Origin of the sequence: Streptomyces sp. NPDC057424 (genome assembly GCF_042803315.1) — a bacterium.
GTDB lineage: Bacteria > Actinomycetota > Actinomycetes > Streptomycetales > Streptomycetaceae > Streptomyces.
In genome coordinates this window covers 17032-37534 of record NZ_JBHVCP010000067.1, presented here as the reverse complement: position 1 = coordinate 37534, position 20503 = coordinate 17032, and the positions used below count along the sequence as shown (strand labels likewise).

18 protein-coding genes and 2 pseudogenes are annotated in these 20503 nt (G+C 70.3%); 8 read left to right on the top strand and 12 right to left on the bottom strand.

Going from position 1 to position 20503, the window contains the following annotated elements; translation table 11 throughout:
* Positions 1–51: 51 nt before the first annotated feature.
* The 4 genes and pseudogenes from ACFU3E_RS33620 to ACFU3E_RS33605 form a co-directional block, all read right to left on the bottom strand.
* Positions 52–831 carry an exodeoxyribonuclease III gene (locus ACFU3E_RS33620; protein ID WP_384167005.1) on the bottom strand — a complete coding sequence of 260 codons (780 nt, stop codon included), beginning with the start codon at positions 829–831 and terminating at the stop codon, positions 52–54.
* A gap of 55 nt (positions 832–886) precedes the next feature.
* Positions 887–1522: an MBL fold metallo-hydrolase gene (locus tag ACFU3E_RS33615; RefSeq protein ID WP_384167002.1), complete on the bottom strand. Its 636-nt coding sequence runs from the start codon at positions 1520–1522 to the stop codon at positions 887–889.
* A 34-nt stretch (positions 1523–1556) separates the two neighbouring features.
* Positions 1557–2864, bottom strand: a complete 1308-nt coding sequence (pcaC, locus tag ACFU3E_RS33610; RefSeq protein WP_384166999.1) for a 4-carboxymuconolactone decarboxylase — start codon at positions 2862–2864, stop codon at positions 1557–1559.
* 32 nt (positions 2865–2896) lie between these two features.
* Positions 2897–3175: pseudogene (locus tag ACFU3E_RS33605) on the bottom strand (transposase); the annotation flags it as partial.
* A 433-nt stretch (positions 3176–3608) separates the two neighbouring features.
* Here ACFU3E_RS33605 and ACFU3E_RS33600 point away from each other — a divergent pair.
* Positions 3609–7001 (top strand): hypothetical protein, encoded by a 3393-nt coding sequence (locus tag ACFU3E_RS33600; RefSeq protein WP_384166996.1) that lies wholly within the window; start codon positions 3609–3611, stop codon positions 6999–7001.
* A gap of 75 nt (positions 7002–7076) precedes the next feature.
* On the opposite strand, the gene ACFU3E_RS33595 is transcribed toward ACFU3E_RS33600, so the two are convergent.
* Positions 7077–7376: a hypothetical protein gene (locus ACFU3E_RS33595; RefSeq protein ID WP_384166993.1), complete on the bottom strand. Its 300-nt coding sequence runs from the start codon at positions 7374–7376 to the stop codon at positions 7077–7079.
* Between the two features lie 831 nt (positions 7377–8207).
* On the opposite strand from ACFU3E_RS33595, the gene ACFU3E_RS33590 reads away from it, so the two are divergent.
* Positions 8208–9230 carry a DNA-directed RNA polymerase subunit alpha gene (locus tag ACFU3E_RS33590; RefSeq protein WP_384166990.1) on the top strand — a complete coding sequence of 341 codons (1023 nt, stop codon included), beginning with the start codon at positions 8208–8210 and terminating at the stop codon, positions 9228–9230.
* A 209-nt stretch (positions 9231–9439) separates the two neighbouring features.
* Positions 9440–10291 carry a YihY/virulence factor BrkB family protein gene (locus ACFU3E_RS33585; RefSeq protein ID WP_384166987.1) on the top strand — a complete coding sequence of 284 codons (852 nt, stop codon included), beginning with the start codon at positions 9440–9442 and terminating at the stop codon, positions 10289–10291.
* Positions 10292–10620: 329 nt separating this feature from the next.
* Here ACFU3E_RS33585 and ACFU3E_RS33580 read toward each other — a convergent pair whose 3' ends face one another.
* The 5 genes from ACFU3E_RS33580 to ACFU3E_RS33560 all read right to left on the bottom strand — a co-directional run bounded on the left by ACFU3E_RS33580 (position 10621) and on the right by ACFU3E_RS33560 (position 14726).
* Positions 10621–10959 (bottom strand): MerR family transcriptional regulator, encoded by a 339-nt coding sequence (locus ACFU3E_RS33580; RefSeq protein ID WP_384166984.1) that lies wholly within the window; start codon positions 10957–10959, stop codon positions 10621–10623.
* Between the two features lie 1074 nt (positions 10960–12033).
* Positions 12034–12342 (bottom strand): SCO5918 family protein, encoded by a 309-nt coding sequence (locus ACFU3E_RS33575; protein ID WP_384166981.1) that lies wholly within the window; start codon positions 12340–12342, stop codon positions 12034–12036.
* Between the two features lie 50 nt (positions 12343–12392).
* Positions 12393–12800: a CBS domain-containing protein gene (locus ACFU3E_RS33570; RefSeq protein WP_384166978.1), complete on the bottom strand. Its 408-nt coding sequence runs from the start codon at positions 12798–12800 to the stop codon at positions 12393–12395.
* Positions 12801–12846: 46 nt separating this feature from the next.
* Complete coding sequence (locus ACFU3E_RS33565) at positions 12847–14334, bottom strand: DEAD/DEAH box helicase (RefSeq protein ID WP_384166975.1); 1488 nt, start codon at positions 14332–14334, stop codon at positions 12847–12849.
* A 188-nt stretch (positions 14335–14522) separates the two neighbouring features.
* On the bottom strand, positions 14523–14726 hold the full coding sequence (locus ACFU3E_RS33560) for a cold-shock protein (RefSeq protein WP_042169227.1): 204 nt from the start codon (positions 14724–14726) through the stop codon (positions 14523–14525).
* 964 nt (positions 14727–15690) lie between these two features.
* Between ACFU3E_RS33560 and ACFU3E_RS33555 the strand changes: the two genes are divergently transcribed.
* Positions 15691–16170: an RICIN domain-containing protein gene (locus ACFU3E_RS33555; RefSeq protein ID WP_384166972.1), complete on the top strand. Its 480-nt coding sequence runs from the start codon at positions 15691–15693 to the stop codon at positions 16168–16170.
* A gap of 370 nt (positions 16171–16540) precedes the next feature.
* Here the strand turns inward: ACFU3E_RS33555 and ACFU3E_RS33550 are convergent, their stop codons facing one another.
* Positions 16541–17029, bottom strand: a complete 489-nt coding sequence (locus ACFU3E_RS33550; RefSeq protein ID WP_384166969.1) for a GNAT family N-acetyltransferase — start codon at positions 17027–17029, stop codon at positions 16541–16543.
* 564 nt (positions 17030–17593) lie between these two features.
* Positions 17594–18031 carry a MarR family winged helix-turn-helix transcriptional regulator gene (locus tag ACFU3E_RS33545; protein ID WP_384166965.1) on the bottom strand — a complete coding sequence of 146 codons (438 nt, stop codon included), beginning with the start codon at positions 18029–18031 and terminating at the stop codon, positions 17594–17596.
* 125 nt (positions 18032–18156) lie between these two features.
* On the opposite strand from ACFU3E_RS33545, the gene ACFU3E_RS33540 reads away from it, so the two are divergent.
* The 4 genes and pseudogenes from ACFU3E_RS33540 (at position 18157) to ACFU3E_RS33525 (ending at position 20485) form a co-directional block, all read left to right on the top strand.
* Entirely contained in the window at positions 18157–18660 is a 504-nt protein-coding gene (locus ACFU3E_RS33540) for a hypothetical protein (RefSeq protein ID WP_384166962.1), read from the top strand.
* Between the two features lie 37 nt (positions 18661–18697).
* Positions 18698–19351: an NAD(P)-dependent oxidoreductase gene (locus ACFU3E_RS33535; RefSeq protein WP_384166961.1), complete on the top strand. Its 654-nt coding sequence runs from the start codon at positions 18698–18700 to the stop codon at positions 19349–19351.
* 206 nt (positions 19352–19557) lie between these two features.
* Positions 19558–19695 (top strand): annotated as a pseudogene (locus ACFU3E_RS33530) (MarR family transcriptional regulator); the annotation flags it as partial.
* 169 nt (positions 19696–19864) lie between these two features.
* Entirely contained in the window at positions 19865–20485 is a 621-nt protein-coding gene (locus ACFU3E_RS33525; protein ID WP_384166958.1) for a DsbA family protein, read from the top strand.
* Positions 20486–20503 lie beyond the last annotated feature (18 nt).

Sequence of the window (20503 nt, the reverse complement as noted above, 5' to 3'; positions counted from 1 at the left end):
CAGAGGCGCGTGCCAGACCCCGCGTCCGCGGTCTGATCCAAACGACAGGCCCTAGACGTCCAGATCGACCACGACGGGTGCGTGGTCCGACGCGCCCTTGCCCTTGCGCTCCTCGCGGTCCACGTACGCGTCGCTGACGGCCTTCGCGAAGGGCGCGTTGCCGTACACCAGGTCGATACGCATGCCGCGGTTCTTCGGGAAGGAGAGCTGGCGGTAGTCCCAGTACGTGAACGGGTGGTCGTACTTGAGGGGCCTCGGGACCACGTCGGACAGGCCCGCCTCGCGCAGGGAGGCCAGGGCGGCGCGCTCGGCGGGGGTGACGTGGGTGGCGCCCTCGAAGAAGGCGGGGTCGAAGACGTCGTCGTCCGTCGGCGCCACGTTGTAGTCGCCCATCACCGCGAAGGGGCGGCTGCCCGCCGCGTCACCGGCGACGGCGGCCTTGAGGGCCTCGAACCACTGCAGCTTGTAGGCGTAGTGCGGGTGATCCACCTCCCGGCCGTTCGGCACGTAGACCGACCAGACGCGGAGCGGGCCGCAGGTCGCCGAGATGGCGCGGGGCTCCACCGAGCCGTCGAACCCGGGGTCGCCGGGCACGCCCTTGACGACGTCCTCGATACCGACACGGGAGAGCACCGCCACGCCGTTCCACCGGCCGGTCGCGTGGACCGCCGACTCGTAGCCCAGCTCGCGCAGCTGCTCCGCCGGGAACTGCTCCTCGGCGACCTTGGCCTCCTGGAGGCACAGCACGTCCGTGCCGCTGCTCTCCAGCCAGGCCAGGAGCCTCGGCAGGCGGGCGGTGATCGAGTTCACGTTCCAGGTCGCGATGCGCATGTCCCACAACCTACCCGGCGGGTCTGACAGCACTGCCCGGTCCCCGCAGGCCGCCTCAGACCTCGGCGGACTCCCCCGGCGTCAGCCGCAGGTGCTGCGAACCGCCGAGCTGCCCGATCTGCCGGTCGTAGATCGGGCGGGCCAGGTCGGTGAGGAGGGCGTCGTGGATGTCGTACGCGCGCTGCGGCTTCAGCTCGCGCACGTAGTCGATGACCTCGGAGATCTTGCTCCAGGGGGCCATGACGGGGAGCATCAGCGTCTCCACCGGGTGGTCGGGGACGGTGAGGGCGTCGCCGGGGTGGAAGACCCTGCCGCCGTCGACGAGGTAGCCGACGTTGGTGATGCGCGGGATGTCCGGGTGGATCACCGCGTGGAGTTCGCCGTGGACCTGCACGTCGAAGCCGGCGGCGGTGAAGGTGTCGCCGTGGCCGACGGTGTGGACGCGGCCGGGAAAGGCGGCCGAGATCTTCTCCGCGACCGCCTTCAGGGTCCAGATCCCGGCGGCGGGGTTGTTCTCCATCGCGGCGCGCAGCCGGGACTCGTCGAAGTGGTCGGGGTGCTCGTGGGTGACGAGGATCGCGTCCGCGCCGAGTGCGGCGTCCTCCTCGCTGAAGGCGCCGGGGTCGAGGACCAGGGTCCGGCCGTCCTTCTCGAGGCGGACGCAGGCGTGCGACTTCTTCGTGAGCTTCATGGTCTCCATCCTGCCTCGGAGGCCGTGGGGAGACTCACTCCTGGGGCGTGGTCTCCTCGCGGATGACCTGCTGGGCCACCTTGAAGGCGCTGTTCGCTGCCGGGACGCCGCAGTAGACGGCGGTCTGGAGCAGCACTTCCTTGATCTCGCCCGGGGTGAGGCCGTTGCGCAGGGCGGCTCTGGTGTGGAAGGCCAGCTCGTCCAGGTGACCGCCGGCGACCAGGGCGGTGAGGGTGACGCAGCTGCGGGTGCGCCGGTCGAGGCCGGGGCGGTCCCAGATCTCGCCCCAGGCGTAGCGGGTGATGAACTCCTGGAAGTCCCCGGAGAACTCGTCGGCCTGGGCCAGCGCCCGGTCGACGTGCGCGTCGCCCAGCACCGCGCGGCGGACCTTGATCCCGGCGTCGTACGGGTCGGGCCGCCCCTGGGTCTGCGACGGCACCGCGACCGCGGCGATCTCGGCGACGGGCCCGGTCTGCAGGGGCTGCGGCGGGGCGGGAGACAGAACCGGCTTGAGTGCGGCCGGGGGCAGGGCGTTCTGGCCGGTGGAGGTCTCGAAGGCGGGCTGCCAGGCGGTGGAGAAGTGCCGCACCAGCAGGTCGGTGACCGCGGCGGGCTGCTCCACCGGGACCAGGTGCGAGGCGCCGGGTACGACGGCGAGGCGGGCGTCCGGGATGCCGGCGACCAGCGTGCGGGCCTCGGCGGGGCCGGTGACCTGGTCGTCCGATCCGACCAGGACCAGGGTCGGTACGCCCACCCGCCCGAGCTCGGGGCGGACGTCGAACGAGGCGAGCGCCTCGCAGGAGGCGATGTAGCAGCCGGGGTCGGTGGTGCGCACCATCTGCACGGCCCACTCGGTGATCGCCGGCTGCGCGGCGGCGAACCCGCCGGTGAACCAGCGCTCGGGCGCGGTACGGGCGATGGGGTCGAGGCCGTTCGTGCGGACGATCACGCCTCTTTGCCGGAACTCGTCGGCCGTGCCGAAGCGGGGCGAGGCGGCGATCAGCGCGAGGGAGGCGAGCCGCTCCGGGTGGCGCAGGGCCAGCTCGATACCGACGGCGCCGCCGAGCGCGCAGCCCGCGTATCCGAAGCGCTGCACGCCGAGCCCTTCGAGGGTGGCCAGCAGCCGCGTGGTGAGATCGGTGACCGAGCCGGCCGGGTGGGCGGGAGCACCTCCGTGGCCGGGCAGGTCGAACCGGAAGACGCGCCACTGCTTGGTCAGCTCGGGGATCTGGCGGTCCCACATGTGCCATGTGGTACCCAGTGAGGGACCCAGGATCAGTACAGGAGCGTCTTCCGGCCCGTCAAAGCGGTACTGCAGGGTGTTCGGTGGTGTCTCGCTCACCCGTCTGAGCCTCTCATCTGTCACGACAGCCCCTATGAGCGGGGGGCTGGCTGTAGCTGTTTTACCAGGTGGAAGACCTCCCGGGCCGCGTAGCGTTTGAGGCAGCGGACGATTTCGCGCCGCGTCTTGCCCTCCTTGATCCGCCGCTCGTAGTAGTCCTGGGTGCGCGGGTCGACCCGCAGACGGGTGAACACGATCCGGTGGAGCGCCGCGTTAGCCTGACGGTCGCCGCCGCGGTTGAGGCGACGGTACTGCCGGCGTCCCGAGGAACGCTCGACGGGACTGACCCCGCACAGCGCGGCGGGGGCGGCACTCCCCAGTGGGCGCTCCACTTCTCGCGCTGCAGCCTCCGTGATGCAGGACGTGGCGCTCGAGGTGGCCAATGGGCTCACGCAGAAGGCGGCTACGGCCCGCCCTCTTGGGCTGGACTCCGTGAGCCTTACCGACATCCGCGCACAGTCGGCATCACGCGCCGGTTCGGCGCCGAGCGAGCGGGCAGCCGATTGCAGTTCCATGCCGTGAAGGCCGCATTCTGGGGCCGTAGGCACGGGTTCCGGATCGCCCGCAGCGGACCGCAACGAGACTGGCTGACCGAATTCACCCACCGGCTGGCGGAGTTGCTGACCGAGCCTGCACAGACCACCACAGAGCCCGCACAGACAGCCACACAGCCTGCCGCACGACGACCCCCGCCCCGCCGAAATCCGCGGGCGCCACCCCCGCCCGCCAGGCAGAATCGCCCTCATGTCCCAGCGCGCCGAACACCTGCTCGCAGCCGTCGACCGGCTCTCCTACCCCCACCGCATGCGTGAGCTGGCCTCCGCTGCCCGGCGCGCCGCGGCAGAGGGGGCGGTCGACGAGCTCTTGACCGGGCTCGCCGCCCACGGCGTCCACGGGCGGCGGCTCGCCGCCACCGCGGCGGACATGGCGCGCCACGACGCGTATCTGGAGGGCTGCCTCGCGGACCCCGACCGCCTCGTCCGCGCCCCCGCGATCAGGGCGCTGCTGCAGGGGCGGCTCACGGACGCCGCCGTGATCGAGGCCATCGAGGACGCGCCCGCCGCCGTGCGGCAGCAGCTCGTGCACGCCATCGCCGTGGCGGGGCGTACGGGCCTCGCCGAGGCGCTGGTCGAGCCGACGTACCGGCGATGGGGCGCCGAGGCCGCCGCGGAACTGCTCGCCGCCTGCACGGCGGAGACCGCCGCCCGGCTGCTGCCCCGCCTGTTCCGCGGACTGAGCTCCTACCGGCTGCTCGCCGCCCGCCATCCCGCTCTGCTGCTCGCCGAGATGGAGCGGCAGCTCGACACCCTCCCCGCCGTCGTACGGGACGGCTGGCTGGCGTCCCACGCGGACGCGCTCGCGCTCCTCGCCGAACGGGATCCGCTCGGCGTGCTGGCTGTGCTCGAGCGTTACGAGACGCTGCCGATGCCCGTGGACCGCAAGCTGCACCTCTTGGTCGAGGCGGATCCCGGCCGCACGGTGCGGCTGCTGCTACGCCCGAAGCTGCGGTCCCGGCTGAACAGCGGCCACCTCGAACCCGCCGTGCTGCGCCGCCTCGTCCGCCACGCCCCGGCGGAACTCACCGACCTCGCCTGCGCCTGGAACGACAACGCAGCCGCTCTCGCCCGGCTGCTGGCCTGCCTGCCGCCCTCCCGCCGCGGCGCCCTGTTCGACGCGGCGATGGAGGGCAAGGACCTCGCCCACGCGGACCTCAGCCCCGCCCTGCTCGACGTGCTGCCGTACGAGCGGCGCACTGCGGAGGCTCGGCGGATGGCGACGCTGGCCCGCGGCAGGGGCGCGCACTGGACGCAGATACTGACGGCAGCCGCCTATCTGCCGCCGGACGAGGTCCGTGACGACCTTCTCACCGCCGTCCGCCGCTCCGACGCGGACGACCGCGCTACGGCGTACCCACTGCTCGTCCGCAACGCAGCACGCTCGCGCGACCCACAGGAAGTGAGCCGGTTGCTGCGTGCGCTGCTGCGGCTGCGCAATGAACAGGACCCGGTCCGCAGCGCCGCCCTCTCCGCACTGGCGGAGGTGCGCCCTTCGCTGTTCGCGGAGGACGCCGCCGAGGTCCTCGGGCGAATCGCCATCGACGCCGTCGAAGCCCGCGACTCCTCCTGGAGCACCCGTCACGCGCTCAGCACGCTCGCCCTGTCCGTGCTGCGCGAGCACGCCGTCACGGGCGGCACGCGGCTCATCGGCTGGGCCCTCGAGACCCTCACCCGGCTGTCCGGCCACACCGGCGGCGCGAACGTCGGCCGCCTCGACATCGTGCTGCGGCGCGGCCAGGAGTACGAGGTGCTGGCGGCGCTACGGCCGTGGCTGGAGGCCGCCACCGACAAGGCCGACTACTCGCTCGTCTTCGCACTCGTACGGGCACTCGGGCGGCGCGCGTGGGGGATGGCCGAACTCCAGGAGTACCTGTGGCAGGCCGTCCAGTTCGGAAACGACGCGTCCGTCCGCACCGCCATCGACCTCTGGCTGGAGCAGCCGAAGGGGCGCGACGAGCGGGTGGAGCGGATCGTGCGGCTGGAGCCGTCCGCCGCCGTCCTGCCGTCCGTTCTGAGAGTCCTGACGGGGCGGCGTACGGACCTACTCGACCCGGTGCTGGCGGACACCCCACCATACGGCCGCTTCCTGACCGCCCGCAGTCACTGGACGCCACCCACCTACCGGGCCCACCGCTGGGTGCCGCGCCAGCAGCGGGCGACGGCGGAGCTGCTCGCGCGCACAGCGGGAGACGCGGGGCAGCCGGTGCATGTGCGCGTCCAGGCCCTCTCGGCGGCGGCAGTGATCCCGGAGGCGGGCCTGGAAGTCGTCCGCCGCTACACGGGATCGTCGAACGTCCCGCTGGCGGAGGCGGCCCTCGGCGCACTGCCGTGGACCGACCGCCCCGACGAGGTGCTGCCGCTACTGCTGGAGCACGCGGGCGGCGACCGCGCCCGGGTCGCGGTCTACGCGGCGACGCGGGCCGCGCAGTACGTCGCGCCGTCGCGGCTCGCCACGGAGCTCCGCAGGCTGCTCACGCCGAAGGACCCGCGGACGGTGAAGGTCACCAGCCGCAAGGAGGCGGTGCGCCTCGCGGCGACGATGCTGCCCCCGGCGCAGGCGGCGCCGCTGCTGCGGGAAGCGTTCGAGCTCCCCGGGCAGCACCACGACGTGCAGTCGGTGTGCGTCGCGTTTGCCCAGGGCATGCTGGCGGAGCCGGCCAGCTGGCCCATGCTGGAGTCGGCCGCGCAGGGACGCACGGAGCTCCGCCAGAAGCTGGCACGGGCGGCCGTGGCCGAGGTGGACGAGGAGCATCGGGCCAGGTACGCAGGGCTGCTGCATCACGCCTGCGAGCCGCTCGAACCGGAAACGGCTGCGGCGCTGTTCCCAGCACTGGCGGAATGGGCACCGTGGCAGCCGGAGATCGCCGAGATGCTGGTGGCCGCCACCACGGACCTTGCCGATCGGGCGGTGTGGGCGATGGCCGGGCAGGAGCTGGTGGAGCTCGCGGCGGACGACGACAGCCCGTACCTTCGGGCCCTGCGGGCGATGCTGGAAGCCACAGGAGACCCGTACCAGCCCGACGCCGAGCCCGAACGCGACCAGCCGGCCCGGCAGCGGGCCGCGAGCCTGCTGCACCACCTCCTGCTCCACCATCGCTACCGGGGCGGGGGCCGGCCGACGGCGGACGTGCTGCTGCGCGCCGCCGACACCGCCGCCGGGCACGAGGATTTCGCGCGCTCCGTCGCCGAACTCCGGCTGTACGCTCTCGAACTGAACAAGGACGCCACCGCGCTGTCGTCGGGCCTGCGCCGATTGGCTGCCGACTGCGAAGGACGTCCGCTGCTCGCCCGGGACATCGCCGAAGGGCTCAGCTCGCGGCTCAGCGCGACCAGCGGCCCCGCGCCAGAGGCGTGGTTGGAGACCGCCCGCACGCTGGGTGCGGAACCGGGCCTGGCCCAGGGCCTGTTCGCCATCAGGCTCACCGTCTCCGGCGGCAGCCGCTCTCGGTGGACGGAGCCGTGGCGCGGCCAGCTCCGCACCCTGCGCCGGCACGCACACCCCGACGTCCGCGCGTCGGCACGCGAGACGGTCACGGCACGGGAGGCGCCGCAGTCGGTCCCAGGGACGATCCAGTGGTGACCGGGGCCCGCGCGGTGGCGCCGGGCCGGTCGCCGCCAGGCCCTGATCGCCCCCGCTGCAGGCGGTCGAGTCCCGTCAGCTCAGCCCTGCCGCGCCCACTGACTGACCGCGCGCTGCGCCCGCATCTGCCGGACTGTCATGTGCCGGCTGCCCTGCACGGTCGAGGGCGGCCAGCAGTGGCACCGCACGGATGCCAGGGTCGGCTTCGCGCAGGCCGAGGTAATTTGCGTACCGCGGCGTTGTCGCCGGTGGCATCTGCGAGAGGGCGGCCTGCTCGAAGGCCCGCTGCTGGATCCGCTCGACCTCTTCGGCCACGTCCTCGATCGGGTATCCGGCGTCGCGGAGCATTCGCACACCGCTCTCCAGACTGATCACACAGCCCTTTATGAGCGGGATCCTGTAACCGTCCGACCAGGTGGAAGACCTCCCGGGCCTCATAGCGCTTGAGGCAACGAACGATTTCACGCCGGGTCTAATCGAGGAGAGGACCTCGCCGTTGAGGAACGCTGAGGGCCCCTGCCGACACCTGCCCGGCGGGGGCCTCAGTGACCATCACGCGTCACAAGCGATCACAGGCGTGTCACCAACCCCGCAGACGCTGTCGCGTCACAAGGCCCTGACCTGGACTTACGTGCTCGCCCTGGACCGACTGGACGCCCGTGGACGGCTTCTACGACATGTGCCATGTGGTACCCAGTGAGGGACCCAGGATCAGTACAGGAGCGTCTTCCGGCCCGTCAAAGCGGTACTGCAGGGTGTTCGGCGGTGTCTCACTCACGCCCCAGACCCTCTCACGTCTCACGACATCTCACACGGCCCGGGGAACCCGACGGCTCTCGCCCTTCCCGGCGCGGCACGTCCGGCACTGCCGGAACACTCAGGGATCCGGATACGAGTTCTCCGGCGTGCAGGCGTGGCCGTGGGGACAGTGCGTCCTCCTGGCTCGCGCGCTCTCCCGGTCCCTGCGCCGCAAAGCTTGCTTCTTCGGCACGGCTTCCAGGTGGTCCGGGGTGCAGCAAAGCGTAAAGTGCCATCCACAAGGGATCGGCATGACGTACCTGGAAGCCCTCCGGAATCTCCCGACCGCCACACCCGACCGGGCCACCTTCACCACGTCCTACCTCGCCATCCACCGGCCGCTGCGCTACAAACAAGCGTGTCCACGGCGTCACACAGCGAACGCCAAACCACTGGAGGCACCACCCCGTGCTCATTGCTCAGCGTCCGTCCCTGACCGAAGAGGTCGTCGACGAGTTCCGCTCCCGGTTCGTGATCGAGCCGCTGGAGCCGGGCTTCGGTTACACCCTCGGCAACTCCCTGCGCCGGACCCTCCTCTCCTCGATCCCGGGTGCGGCGGTCACGTCCATCCGCATCGAGGGCGTGCTGCACGAGTTCACCACCGTGCCGGGCGTCAAGGAGGACGTCACCGACCTGATCCTCAACATCAAGCAGCTCGTCGTGAGCAGTGAGCAGGACGAGCCGGTCGTGATGTACCTGCGCAAGCAGGGCCCGGGTCTGGTCACCGCCGCCGACATCGCGCCCCCGGCCGGTGTCGAGGTGCACAACCCCGACCTCGTCCTCGCCACGCTCAACGGCAAGGGCAAGCTGGAGATGGAGCTCACGGTCGAGCGTGGCCGCGGTTACGTCTCCGCCGTGCAGAACAAGCAGGTCGGCCAGGAGATCGGCCGGATCCCGGTCGACTCCATCTACTCGCCGGTGCTCAAGGTCACGTACAAGGTCGAGGCCACGCGTGTCGAGCAGCGGACCGACTTCGACAAGCTGATCGTCGACGTCGAGACCAAGCAGGCCATGCGCCCGCGTGACGCCATGGCGTCCGCCGGCAAGACCCTGGTCGAGCTCTTCGGTCTCGCCCGCGAGCTCAACATCGACGCCGAGGGCATCGACATGGGCCCGTCCCCCACGGACGCCGCCCTGGCCGCCGATCTGGCGCTGCCGATCGAGGAGCTCGAGCTCACGGTCCGGTCGTACAACTGCCTCAAGCGTGAGGGCGTCCACTCCGTGGGCGAACTCCTCGCTCGCTCCGAGGCCGACCTTATGGACATCCGCAACTTCGGTGCGAAGTCCATCGACGAGGTCAAGGCGAAGCTGGCCGGCCTGGGCTTGGGCCTCAAGGACAGCCCACCCGGATTCGACCCCACGGCTGCGGCCGCCGCACTCGGTGCGGACGACGACTCGGACGGGGGTTTCGTGGAGACCGAGCAATACTGAACCCTGCGCAGCGCCGGTCATGGAGACACCTCGCGCACAGGGACAGGAGAATCTCCACGCTCTGTTCACCGCGCGGTGCCGAGAGGCCGTGGCCCCAGCGCCAGTCCCGCCTTCCCCAGCACGTCGGGTAACCCGGCACACGTGCCGGGTCCTGCCGCACCGCAGTGCTGGATGGTGGCCCGAGGACGCGGAGTGAGAGCATCCGCGTCATGGATGATGCAGACGGTCACACGGCTCGGTGGTGGGTGGCGTTGCGCCGGACGCCGATGGCCGTCTGGAACGACGACGTCACGGACTCGGCCGCTGCGCTGACCTACTACGCGGTTCTGGCCCTGTTCCCGTTGCTGCTGGTGATCCTCTCGATTCTGGGTCTGACCATGCCCACGGCCAAGCCGGAGGTCATCGACCGCATGACGCAGGCGGCCCCGGCCGAATCCCGCGCCCTGCTGCGCAGCACCCTGCGGCAGATGGCCGCACAGCCGACGGCGGCATGGACGCTGATCCTCGTCGGAGGGGCGGGGGCCCTGTGGTCGGGATGCAGCTATCTGAGCGTCTTCCGCCGGGCGTTGTACTCCATGCATCGGATCAGCGCGGACCGGCCGGTCTGGCGTACAGCTCCGCGCATCATCGCCACGGCACTCGTCCTGAGCTCCCTGCTTCTGACGTCGACTCTCGCGTTGTTGCTCACCGGAGACCTGGCCCGGCGTATGGGCCAGGCTCTGAGTCTGGGTACCGGGCCCCAGGCCACCTGGGACACGCTGCGGTGGCCGGTCGTGGCCGCCGTAGCCGTCGCCTTGGTGCTCGTCCTGTACCGGTCAGGACCGGTGACCTCCCGCCCTGTCCGGAGGATGGCGCCCGGCGGCACACTGGCGGTGGCGCTCCTGCTGACCGTCTCACTCGGGTTCGCCGTCTACACCTCCCTGGTCAGCACCTATGACCGTCTGTACGGTTCCCTGGCAGGCGTCGTGGTGTTCCTGGTCTGGCTGTGGCTCTCCAATCTGTCCCTCCTGACCGGCGCCCAGTTCAACGCAGAGCTGACGAAGCCTGCGCACGGGGAGTGAGCCGGTCTTCTCGTACCTGCGGCTGACCGCCCGTACGGGGCCGGTTCGCCGCGGCCGCGTGGGCAGTGGCGGCCGCCGGCCTCGCGTGGCGCGCCGTCCGCCGCTGGACCGGCAGGGCACCGCACAAGGTCAGCGCGATCAGGGCCAGGGGGGCGGGGAGACCACAGACCGGCCGCGAGCGCGGCGAGTGGATGCCGCGGTGGCGGTTGAAGAGGCAGAGGCAGGGGCGGGCAGCTGGTACCCGTCCACGCATGCGTAGTGGGAGCTGTACCTCTCCGCGCCACGGTGCCCACGTGCGGTTCCCGCCGACGCCGACCGGCACGCTCATCTCATGCTGCTGCCGTCGGCTTCGCCGATTCGGCGGCGCGGCGGTATTCGGCGTTGAGGCGCTGGGCTTCCTCGAGCTGGTCTTCAAGGATGACGATCCGGCAGGCGGCCTCGATGGGGGTCCCGTGGTCGACGAGTTCCCGGGCACGCGCGGCGATACGCAGCTGGTAGCGGGAGTAGCGGCGATGGCCGCCGGCGGAGCGCAGCGGGGTGATGAGGCGGGCTTCGCCGATGGCGCGGAGGAAGCCCTGTGAGGTGCCGAGCATCTCGGCGGCCCGGCCCATGGTGTAGGCAGGGTAGTCGTCGTCATCGAGACGGCCGAACGTGTCGTCTGCTGTCATCGCACCTCTCTGCGGAACGCGTGGAGGGGCCCTGGCACCGTACTGGCACCAGGGCCCCGAAGGAACTACTACACCATCTGCCGGCCCTGATACTGCACCGGCCATCTGTTTCCGCAGACCCGACCGAGACGCTGTCGGGGGCGCGGGGATCGCGGTTGCTCGACCGGAGACCACCTCACTATCGATGTCCTGCGGTACCCGGGTCCAAGACTTCCGCCCGGGCGATCCTGATGGCGCTCGGCTCCTCCGTTCTTCCCTCTTGATCAACTACTCACCAACGGAAACTGCGCACTGCTGGTGGCCTCGAACAGCGCCACTCTTCGGCAGCCAGCCCCGTCACCCGTCCTGCGTCTGCTCTGGCTTGGAACCCCACTGCCGAACCTCCCGGTGCGCGCGCGCGCAGCCGACGCCTTCACCGAGGTACTGCTCACTGACTTCACTGCTGGGTACTGCGAACCTTCACTCACTGGTACTGCCACTGCAGTACCGCCTCACGGCGGCCCCTGACCACTGCGGGCCACCCGGTCCGGTCGTCAGTCCCGTCGCCGTCCTGCAACCGCTCTGGCTTCGGAACTCCACCACCGCACCGCCCTACGAACTGCAACTGCGTACTACTGCCCGGCAGTTCATGTCTGCCGGGCCTTGCTCGATCTCGGCTACGAGAGAAACCGTAACCACACCGCCGACGAATGTCTACTCCGGCTGGCATAGATTTCCGTGCACTCGATGATGAGGTAGTCCCGTCTCGACCAGTCTGCCTCGACCGGTCCATGGATGGTTCCAGCAGGTGGAACTGACTCTGACTGCGCACCCCAACACCTTCGAGGTCGCCGGCGGCACCGGGGGCTTCGGCCGGCCCATGGTCACCGGCCTCGCCCACGCCACGGCGGTCGCCCGCCGCCGGGCCTCCGGCGGCAAGACCGTGAGCGCCTTCCTTGCAGGGACAGGCCGCCCACCCGTCTGCACTTCCATGTCGCCCGGATCCTGCAGGGCACCCACGCAGTGTGGGCCCGACCGGTGTACCGGTCGGGCCCACACTGCTGGTCAGGTGTCGGCTCGTGTCTGTCTGCCCGGTCAGACCGTGACGGGGGTGCCGAGCATCGCGGAGGCGTGCTGCATCGGGCTGAGGATGCCCACGGGCGCTGCCTTGGGGACGGCGCGGCAGGTGAAGCCGAGCTGAGCCATGGCCCGCAGGACTTCGGCGGCGCTGAAGTCTCGGCGGTCCTGGCGCGTGATGACCTGGCCGACCTGCTTGACGGGGTAGTGGCGGCGGCCGATGATCACCGATTCGCCGGTGACCGGTTCGGGCTTGATGCCCTTCATCGATTCCAGTACGCCGCCCTTGGTGAGTTCGAAGGGGAAGCGGGCGATGACGCAGCGCATGTGGCCTCACAGAGAGAAGGTAAGAACGGTCCGAACAGGGGCGAGGTGTTTCAGCGGGAGAGGGCGCGGATGCCCAGGGCGCTGCCTTGCTCGTCGACCACCGGCCGGACACCGAGTCGACGGGTGCGCATCGCGTGCTCGGCTTCGGCCGTCGTGGTCACGGGTGAGGAGGTGAACGAACCGTGGTCGCCGAGGATGTCGCGCATGCGGACACGGTCCGTGTGGTCGGAGCTGCCACGGACGGCGGCCAGTTCGGTACGGGTGACCAGGCCGGTGCACTGGCCGTCCTGGTCGCAGACGACCAGCCGGACCGTGCGTGCGGCGGCCATGACGGCCAGCGCCACCTCGACGCTCATGTCGTCACGGACCTGCGGTCCGACCGGGTCCATGACCTCCACCGCCGTCCTGTGCGCGGGGTTGGCGTCCGCCGGGCGGGGCTGCGTCTGAACCAGCGTCAAAGGGTGCCTCCTGCGGAGCTGGGCCGGCTTCCTGATCACGAAGGTTCTAGGCCATCGCGCCGAGGCCGGACTGGCGTACGGGGGTGCGCCTGGTCGCGGAGGTGGGGCGGCGTCGGCCTCGGGAGGTGGCGCTGCGCTTGGGGCGTTCGACCACCGGTGCCGTGATGACGACGGGGATGCCGGAAGGGGCCTGAGCTCCGGTGATCCGGTTCAGGGCATCGTCGCCCGAGCGGATCCGGGTGGTCTGCGGCCGGATTCCGGCGTCCGACATCAGACGGACCATGCCTCGGCGCTGGTTCGGCGTGACCAGGGTGACGACGCTGCCGGACTCGCCGGCGCGGGCGGTACGGCCGCCGCGGTGGAGGTAGTCCTTGTGGTCGGTCGGCGGATCGACGTTGACGACCAGGTCGAGGTGGTCGACATGGATGCCGCGCGCCGCGACGTTGGTCGCCACCAGCACGGTGACGTGCCCCGTCTTGAACTGCGCCAGCGTGCGGGTGCGCTGGGGCTGCGATTTGCCGCCGTGCAGCGCGGCGGCGCGCACCCCGCTGTTGAGCAGGTCCTGGGTCAGCCGGTCGACGGCGTGCTTCGTGTCCAAGAACATGATCACGCGGCCGTCGCGGGCGGCGATCTCGGTCGTGGCGGCGTGCTTGTCGGCGCCGTGGACGTGCAGGACGTGGTGCTCCATCGTCGTGACCGCACCCGCCGAGGGGTCGACCGAATGCACGACCGGGTCGGTCAGGTAGCGGCGCACCAGCAGGTCGACGTTGCGGTCCAGGGTGGCGGAGAACAGCATGCGCTGCCCCTCGGGGCGGACCTGGTCGAGCAGCGCGGTGACCTGGGGCATGAAGCCCATGTCGGCCATCTGGTCGGCCTCGTCCAGCACGGTGATGCCGACGTGGTTCAGCCGGCATTCGCCGCGGTCGATGAGGTCCTTGAGCCGGCCCGGGGTCGCGACGACGACCTCGGCTCCGCCGCGCAGCACGCCGGCCTGCCGCCCGATCGACATGCCGCCCACCACGGTGGCCAGCCGCAGCCGCACGGAGCGGGCGTAGGGGGTCAGCGCGTCGGTCACCTGCTGTGCCAGCTCACGCGTGGGTACGAGGATCAGCCCCAGCGGCTGGCGGGGCTCAGCACGCTGTCCGGCGGTGCGGGCGAGCAGGGCGAGGCCGAAGGCCAGGGTCTTGCCGGAACCGGTGCGCCCGCGGCCCAGAACGTCACGGCCCGCCAAGGAGTTCGGCAGCGTCGCTCCCTGGATCGGGAACGGTGCGGTCACGCCCTGCCTGCCGAGTTCGGCCAGCAGCTGCTCGGGCATGTCGAGCTCGGCGAAGCCCTCGACTGCCGACAGTGCGGGGGTGATCGTCCTGGGCAGCGCGAACTCACCCTGCACCGCGGCGGGCCGACGGCCGTAACCGCCGGAGCGGACGGGCCCGCCGGTACGACGCGATGCCTGCGAGCCGTAGCCGCCCCTTCCGGCGTCGGCACGGCCGTCACGGGAGCGGGCGGGGCGGTCGTTCGTGTACGTGCGGTTCATGCGGAACCTTCCTCGATGTGGCACATATCAAGGAATTCCCGCCGCGATGAATGGCATGGAGAATTACAAGTATGGACCGGTGTCAAAAGAAACCACATCCCGCGGGTGAAAGCCGCTGCGGGATACGGGTGCAGCTGGGGCCCGCACCCCGAAGGATGCGGGCCCCAGCTACGGATTGCGCGTGAGCGTCAGGCCGGAACGATGTTCTCGGCCGTCGGGCCCTTCTGTCCCTGCGCGATGTCGAAGTTCACCTTCTGGCCTTCGAGCAGCTCACGGAAGCCCTGCGCGGCGATGTTCGAGTAGTGGGCGAACACGTCGGCGCCGCCACCGTCCTGCTCGATGAAGCCGAAGCCCTTTTCCGCGTTGAACCACTTCACGGTACCAGTAGCCATGTCATATCTCCTTTGGGGCAGTGCATCGGCGTCCGCACCGCGCGGACGCCGTGTCGCCGCGATGATTACCCCGCCCGGAAATGACCGGAAATACAAAAGTGCTCCCGACCGGGGAAGCCTGGTGGGGGCACTTGAAGTCTTGGGAACCACAACTGCAACTTGGATCGACAGTAGCACGCCAAAACGGCCCGTGCGCGTTGGATAATCCCGCTCCGCTCGTCGCAGCAAAAACTCCCACTGCGCGGTCCGTCAAACTCTGATCTCTCGGGCACAGATATTGATTCACTCGGAGTGCAACGTTCATGAAGAGTGGCCAACGGCGCCAGGGCCGACAACGGCCGCGCTCATGAAAGACGCGTTCCGCAGGGATCCCGGCGAGAAGGCACACCGCGCTCTCTTCCTGCAGCCGTAGCGCGTGACATCAGGGTCCTGAGCGAGGGCCCGGCCTCGGCCGGAGTCGATGAGACCCTCGGCTCTCAAGAGAAACCCGGTCAGGCGGGCACGACGAAGACCGCCGGCGCCCATCGGTCGACAGGCGACGAACACTTTCTCGCGTCCGCGTCCGGCGGTACCCGCGCGTTCGACTTCCGCGAGCTGGTATCGGGAATACGCCCATGCCCCGCGGACTCTCACACCGGAGCGACAAGGGAAACGGAATGAGACAGTGGGCTCGTCGGGAAGGCTGTCATCTTCTCGTTCTTGCAGCTCCCGCCTGCCACGTGCCGTCCATGCTGCCCGTTCGAATTCAGCGGTGCCCTGCCACATCGTTGCGCCGCCTGCGGGACATGTGGGTGACGCTCGGTCAGCCGGCTCGGCTAGCTCCGTTCACCCGTTCGAGATCTCCCGGACAGGCTCTGACCTCGGTAAACGACCGGTTGGCCACGCTGTGGAGCTACAACCGGCTCTTTACGCTGAGTCCCATGGGCGCCCCCTGAAGAAACTCTCGAGGCTGAGGAGCACTGGCATGAGCGACCTCGTACTGCTCGCGGGCGGATCGGTGACGATGACCCACCACGTCACCGGCACCTACTTCATGTGCAACGACTGGCACGACGGTGTCGGCAACCACACCCAGACCTGGGCACAGGACCCGTTCGCCAAGGACAACACCTCGCACCGATGGTTCCTGCGGCAGAACTCCGACGGCACCGTGCGCATCGAGTCGTACGCCAACCACCGCTGCCTCACCGCGGGGGCCAACCCGCCCGACATCGTGACTCTCCGAGAAGGCACGGACAGCCTCAACCAGCACTGGCGGCTGGTCTCCCACGCAGAGCGCAGCAATGACTTCTACATGGTCTCGGTCGTGCACCCGCGCTACGCCCTCGCCATCGCCGACCACCTCCAGGGCAACGACCGACTGGTGGGCCTGACCCGCATGTGGGGCGGACCGAACCTCTCCCAGCTGTGGCGGGTCTACCCCTCGTCGGAGGACCAGGGATGAACCAGGACGAGCACGCGCACTGCCGCATCGCGGGGAGTGCCACCTGAAGCGTGCCGGTCGAACAGCAGGTGGCCGCCAGGCGCCGGCCAAAACGGCGACGCAACGGCGGTCACCCGCAGCCGGACGTCACCAGCCCACACCTCAACAAGACGGCTGAGACCTACGCCTCCACCATGGCGCACGCACCAGCGCCACTGATCAACCGTGAGCGGACCACAGTTCAGCCCGGACCCATTCCAGCCGGTCAGCGACGAGCGACAAGTCCGGCGCATGGTGCTCGCTCCTTGCAAGACCGGTCGGCCGGGCTGGGACCACTGTGGGGGAGCCACCACGCAGGCGAAGCCAGTGCCCTGCGAACCGGCACACCGCGTCATTCCGAAGAAATGCGAAACTCGAATTCGGGACGGTCCCATGGCACGGCGGGCGGGTTCGCGAGCGCGGTCCCGGTCCGCACCGCACCGACGCGGTGGTAGAAGTCCTCGGTGGGAACATGCGACACGACCTTGACACGGTCGAGCCCGGCGGCACGGGCCTCGGACCGCATGTGCGCGACGAGCAGGCGTCCAATACCACGTCCTTGCGCTTCGTCGGCGACGAAGATCAGGTCGAGCTCTGGTGGAGCGAGGACGAGCGAGTAGAACCCGAGGACCCGGCCTCCATGCTCCTCGGTGCCGACGGCTACGAAGGCACGGTGGGCCTCGATGTAATCAGGACCGACCCGGTAGCCCTCCACCGCGGCCGCGTACCTGCCCTCGTAGGCGCCTGAGCCACGCACGAGCCGCGTGAGCCGTTTGGCATCCCACGCGACTGCCCTCCGTATCGTGATCGGCCGGCTGATCGAGGAAGTGCGTGAACCCATCGGGAGAGTATTTCGCACCGGGGAGTGCCTTCCTGCGGCGGGTCGGCGGCTCGGGCAGGCGTTCCCGCACCGCCCCGGGAACCACTCCTGCGAACGCATCCGATCTGACGCCGGAGCGCTCAGGCGTCTCACAGCTCCGCGCGGAAGTCCTCGCCGGAACGGTCTCTGGCGGCTTTTGTCGTATCACCGACGCCCCTATGACGGGGGTTTGGCCCATATCGTCCTGACCAGGCCGAAGACTGCGCGGGTCGTGGCGCAGCCGGGTGAGCACGATGCGGTGCAGGGCGGCGTCGCGGTGATCTCACGGATCCCGCTGACCGGAACCTGGTGGTGGAGGCGGCCTCGCGAGGACGCCCTCCCGCGCCGGGTTCGTGGTCGCGTCGGCGTCGGCAACCTGCGTCTCCGTGTCCGCCTCGCTGAGCCGGAGCGGATGAACGCGCCCACACCGCCCCTTCCCGCCTTCCTCCGCCGAGAGTGAGCCGCGCCGGTCTGCCGGCGCTCCGACCAGGAGCGTCAGCAGGACGTTCCCGCCGCGCCCGACGCGACCGTACGCCCGCGCGGAACTCACCCGCCGGTGCCGCGGAGCGTGCGCAGGATGCGTTCCAGGTGGCGGCGGTCCTCGGCCGAGAGCGGTCCGGTGACGTGGCTGCGGAGATGGGAGACGTGGGCGGTCAGGGCGTGCTCGAGCGCCTCGGTGCCCTTCTCGGTCAGAACGGCGAGTGCGGCTCGCCGGTCGGCGGGGTCGGGGTCGCGGCGGATCAGCCCTTCCTTCGCCATGCGGTCGGCGAGCCGGGTGAAGCCGCCCGAGCTGAAGGACACGGCCTCCGCCAGGTCCGTCATGCGCAGCCGGTGCCCGGGCGTGCGGCCCAGCCGCAGCAGCACCTCGAACCAGGTGTCCGGGACTCCCAGGTCGCGGTGCACAAGGGGCTTGAGGCGAGCGAACGCCTCCACGAACAGGCCGTAGAGCGTCACGTCGTCGTCGTTCAGCAGTTGCTCGTTCACCCCACGAGGATGCCAGAAAGCCGAGAGCGGCAGAAGCTGCTGTTGCAATATCTGCGCCTGCAGGTATATTGTCTGCGTCGGCAGATATTTTTCTTTGTACGCCCCCACAGATGTGGAGCCCGATCATGCGCAAGCGCACCCTCACCGCGTTCGGTGTCGCCGCCGCCACGGCCGGCGCCCTCACCCTCGGCCTGTCCCTGGCACCCGCTTCGGCGGACGCCGCTCCCGCCTCGCACGGACACCGCACCATCACCATCGAGGCCGTGGAGAAGGGCACCGCGGTCAACATGGTCGACGTCGCCCCGTCCGACTCCGCCCTCGGCGACCAGCTGATCGGGACCGGCGACCTCACCGGCCGCGACGGCCGCAAGCTGGGCACCAGCAGCTTCGTCGGCATCTCCACCGACGCCAAGCCGCGCACCGCCGAACTGCTGACCTTCGTCTACGAGCTGCCCGACGGCAAGATCACCACGGCCGGCACGGCGAAGCTCTCCGCCTCAGGGCCCGTCTTCGACGAGCGGTTCGCCATCACGGGCGGCACCGGCAGGTACAAGAACGCCTCCGGAGAGGTGCGCGTCCTGCAGGAGACAGTGGAACGGGCGAAGGTCACCTTCGAGATCCAGCGCTGACCACACCCTTACGCAACGAGTACGAACGGAGTCACCCGTGAAGATCCTCCTGATCGGCGCCACCGGCATGATCGGCTCCCGCGTCACGGCGGAAGCGCTCGGCCGCGGCCACGAGGTCACCGCCGCCACCCGCTCGGGCCGTGCGGACGCCCTGCCAGAGCACCATGCGCTGACCGTCCTCGCCCTGGACGCCACCGCGCCGGGCAAGGTCGCCCAGGCCGCCGCCGGACACGACGCCGTCATCTCCGCCGTCTCCCCGCCCCGCGACGGCTCCGACCCGACCGCCCCGCTGCTGGCGACATACAGGTCCCTGGTCGAGGGACTGCGCACAGGGGGCGTACACCGCCTGCTGGTGGTCGGAGGGGCGGGCAGCCTGAGGACCGCCTCGGGCCGGGACCGGGTCGACACCCCGGACTTCCCCGCGATGTACAAGGCCGAGGCGCTCGCCCAGCGCGAGGTGCTGCACCTGCTGCGCGCCGAGGTGCGCGACGACCTGGACTGGACGTATGTCTCCCCGGCCGATGAGATCGCCCCCGGTGAGCGCACAGGCACTTTCCGCCTCGGCGGCGACGACCTGCTGATCGCCGAGGACGGCACCAGCTTCATCAGCGCCGAGGACTACGCGGTCGCCCTCGTCGACGAGGCCGAGAAGAGCACGGCGATCCGCCGCCGTATCACCGTCGCGTACTGACGGACGTCTCACGATCGAGGGCGTCCGTTTCGGCATCGGGCCGACCGGCAGTTCCAAGGCGACGCGAGCACGGCTGCAGATCTTCCGCTTCCCGGCCTGCCCATGCGCCCGGGCGGGTGTGCTCCGGCAGTCCGTGACCGACGTGTTCCGGCACGGTGAGCGCCCCCGATGCCGCACGAGGCGTGATCGGGGGATGCATGGCGTGGAGGGCGTCCCGGGTGCGCATGGAGAACATCCGGCGTTACTTCCTGCCGCCACTGCCGCCCGAGGACCGGGAGCGGTTCACCGAGAACCTGCGGATCCTGAGCCACTCCGCACGGGACGAGCTGCCCCGCCTGCCCTGAACGGCCCCTGCGGGCTGCGGCCGTGCCACTTCACCGATGCAATGACAGCGGGATGGCAGGAGTGTGACTGCCGTCACATCTGTCAAGGAAATGCCTGACGCGTCAGTTACTGTTCTCTCAGACGAACTGCTCGCACGAGGCGGGCGCCACACCTTTACCGGGACCCTCAATGAAGCTCGTCTACGTCTTCGACGCCTACTGCGGCTGGTCGCACGGTTTCTCCGGAGCTCTGCGCGAGGTCGTCTCCCGTCATCCCACGCTGCCGGTCGAGGTGGTCTCCGGCGGTCTGTTCACCGGGCCCCGCCGGGTGCCGATCCGCGAATTCGGTTATGTCCAGGGCGCCAACGCCCAGATCGCCGAGCTGACCGGCGCCGAGTTCGGCGAAGGCTACGAGCGGCTGATCGCCGACGGGTCGTTCGTGATGGACTCCGAGGCCGCCGCGCGCGGCGTCGTCGCCCTGCGCCGGGCAGCCCCCGACCGCGCGGCGGAACTGGCCGGCGACCTCCAACGGGCCTTCTACGTCGACGGCCTCAGCCTCTCCGACCCCGCGACCTACCGGAAGGTCGCCGAGGAGGCCGGTCTGGACGCCGACACCGTCGTCGCCACCTTCGACGCGCCCGAGGCGCACAACGCGGCGACGGACGACTTCCACCGCTGTGCCGAGCTGGGTGTCACCGGCTTCCCCACGCTGCTCGCCGTCGACGGCGACCGCGTCGCCGCCCTGGCCCACGGCCGTGCCACCGCCGACGAGATCGACCGGCGACTGACCGCCCTGACCACCGCCCCCTGACCACCACCCCCACCCACT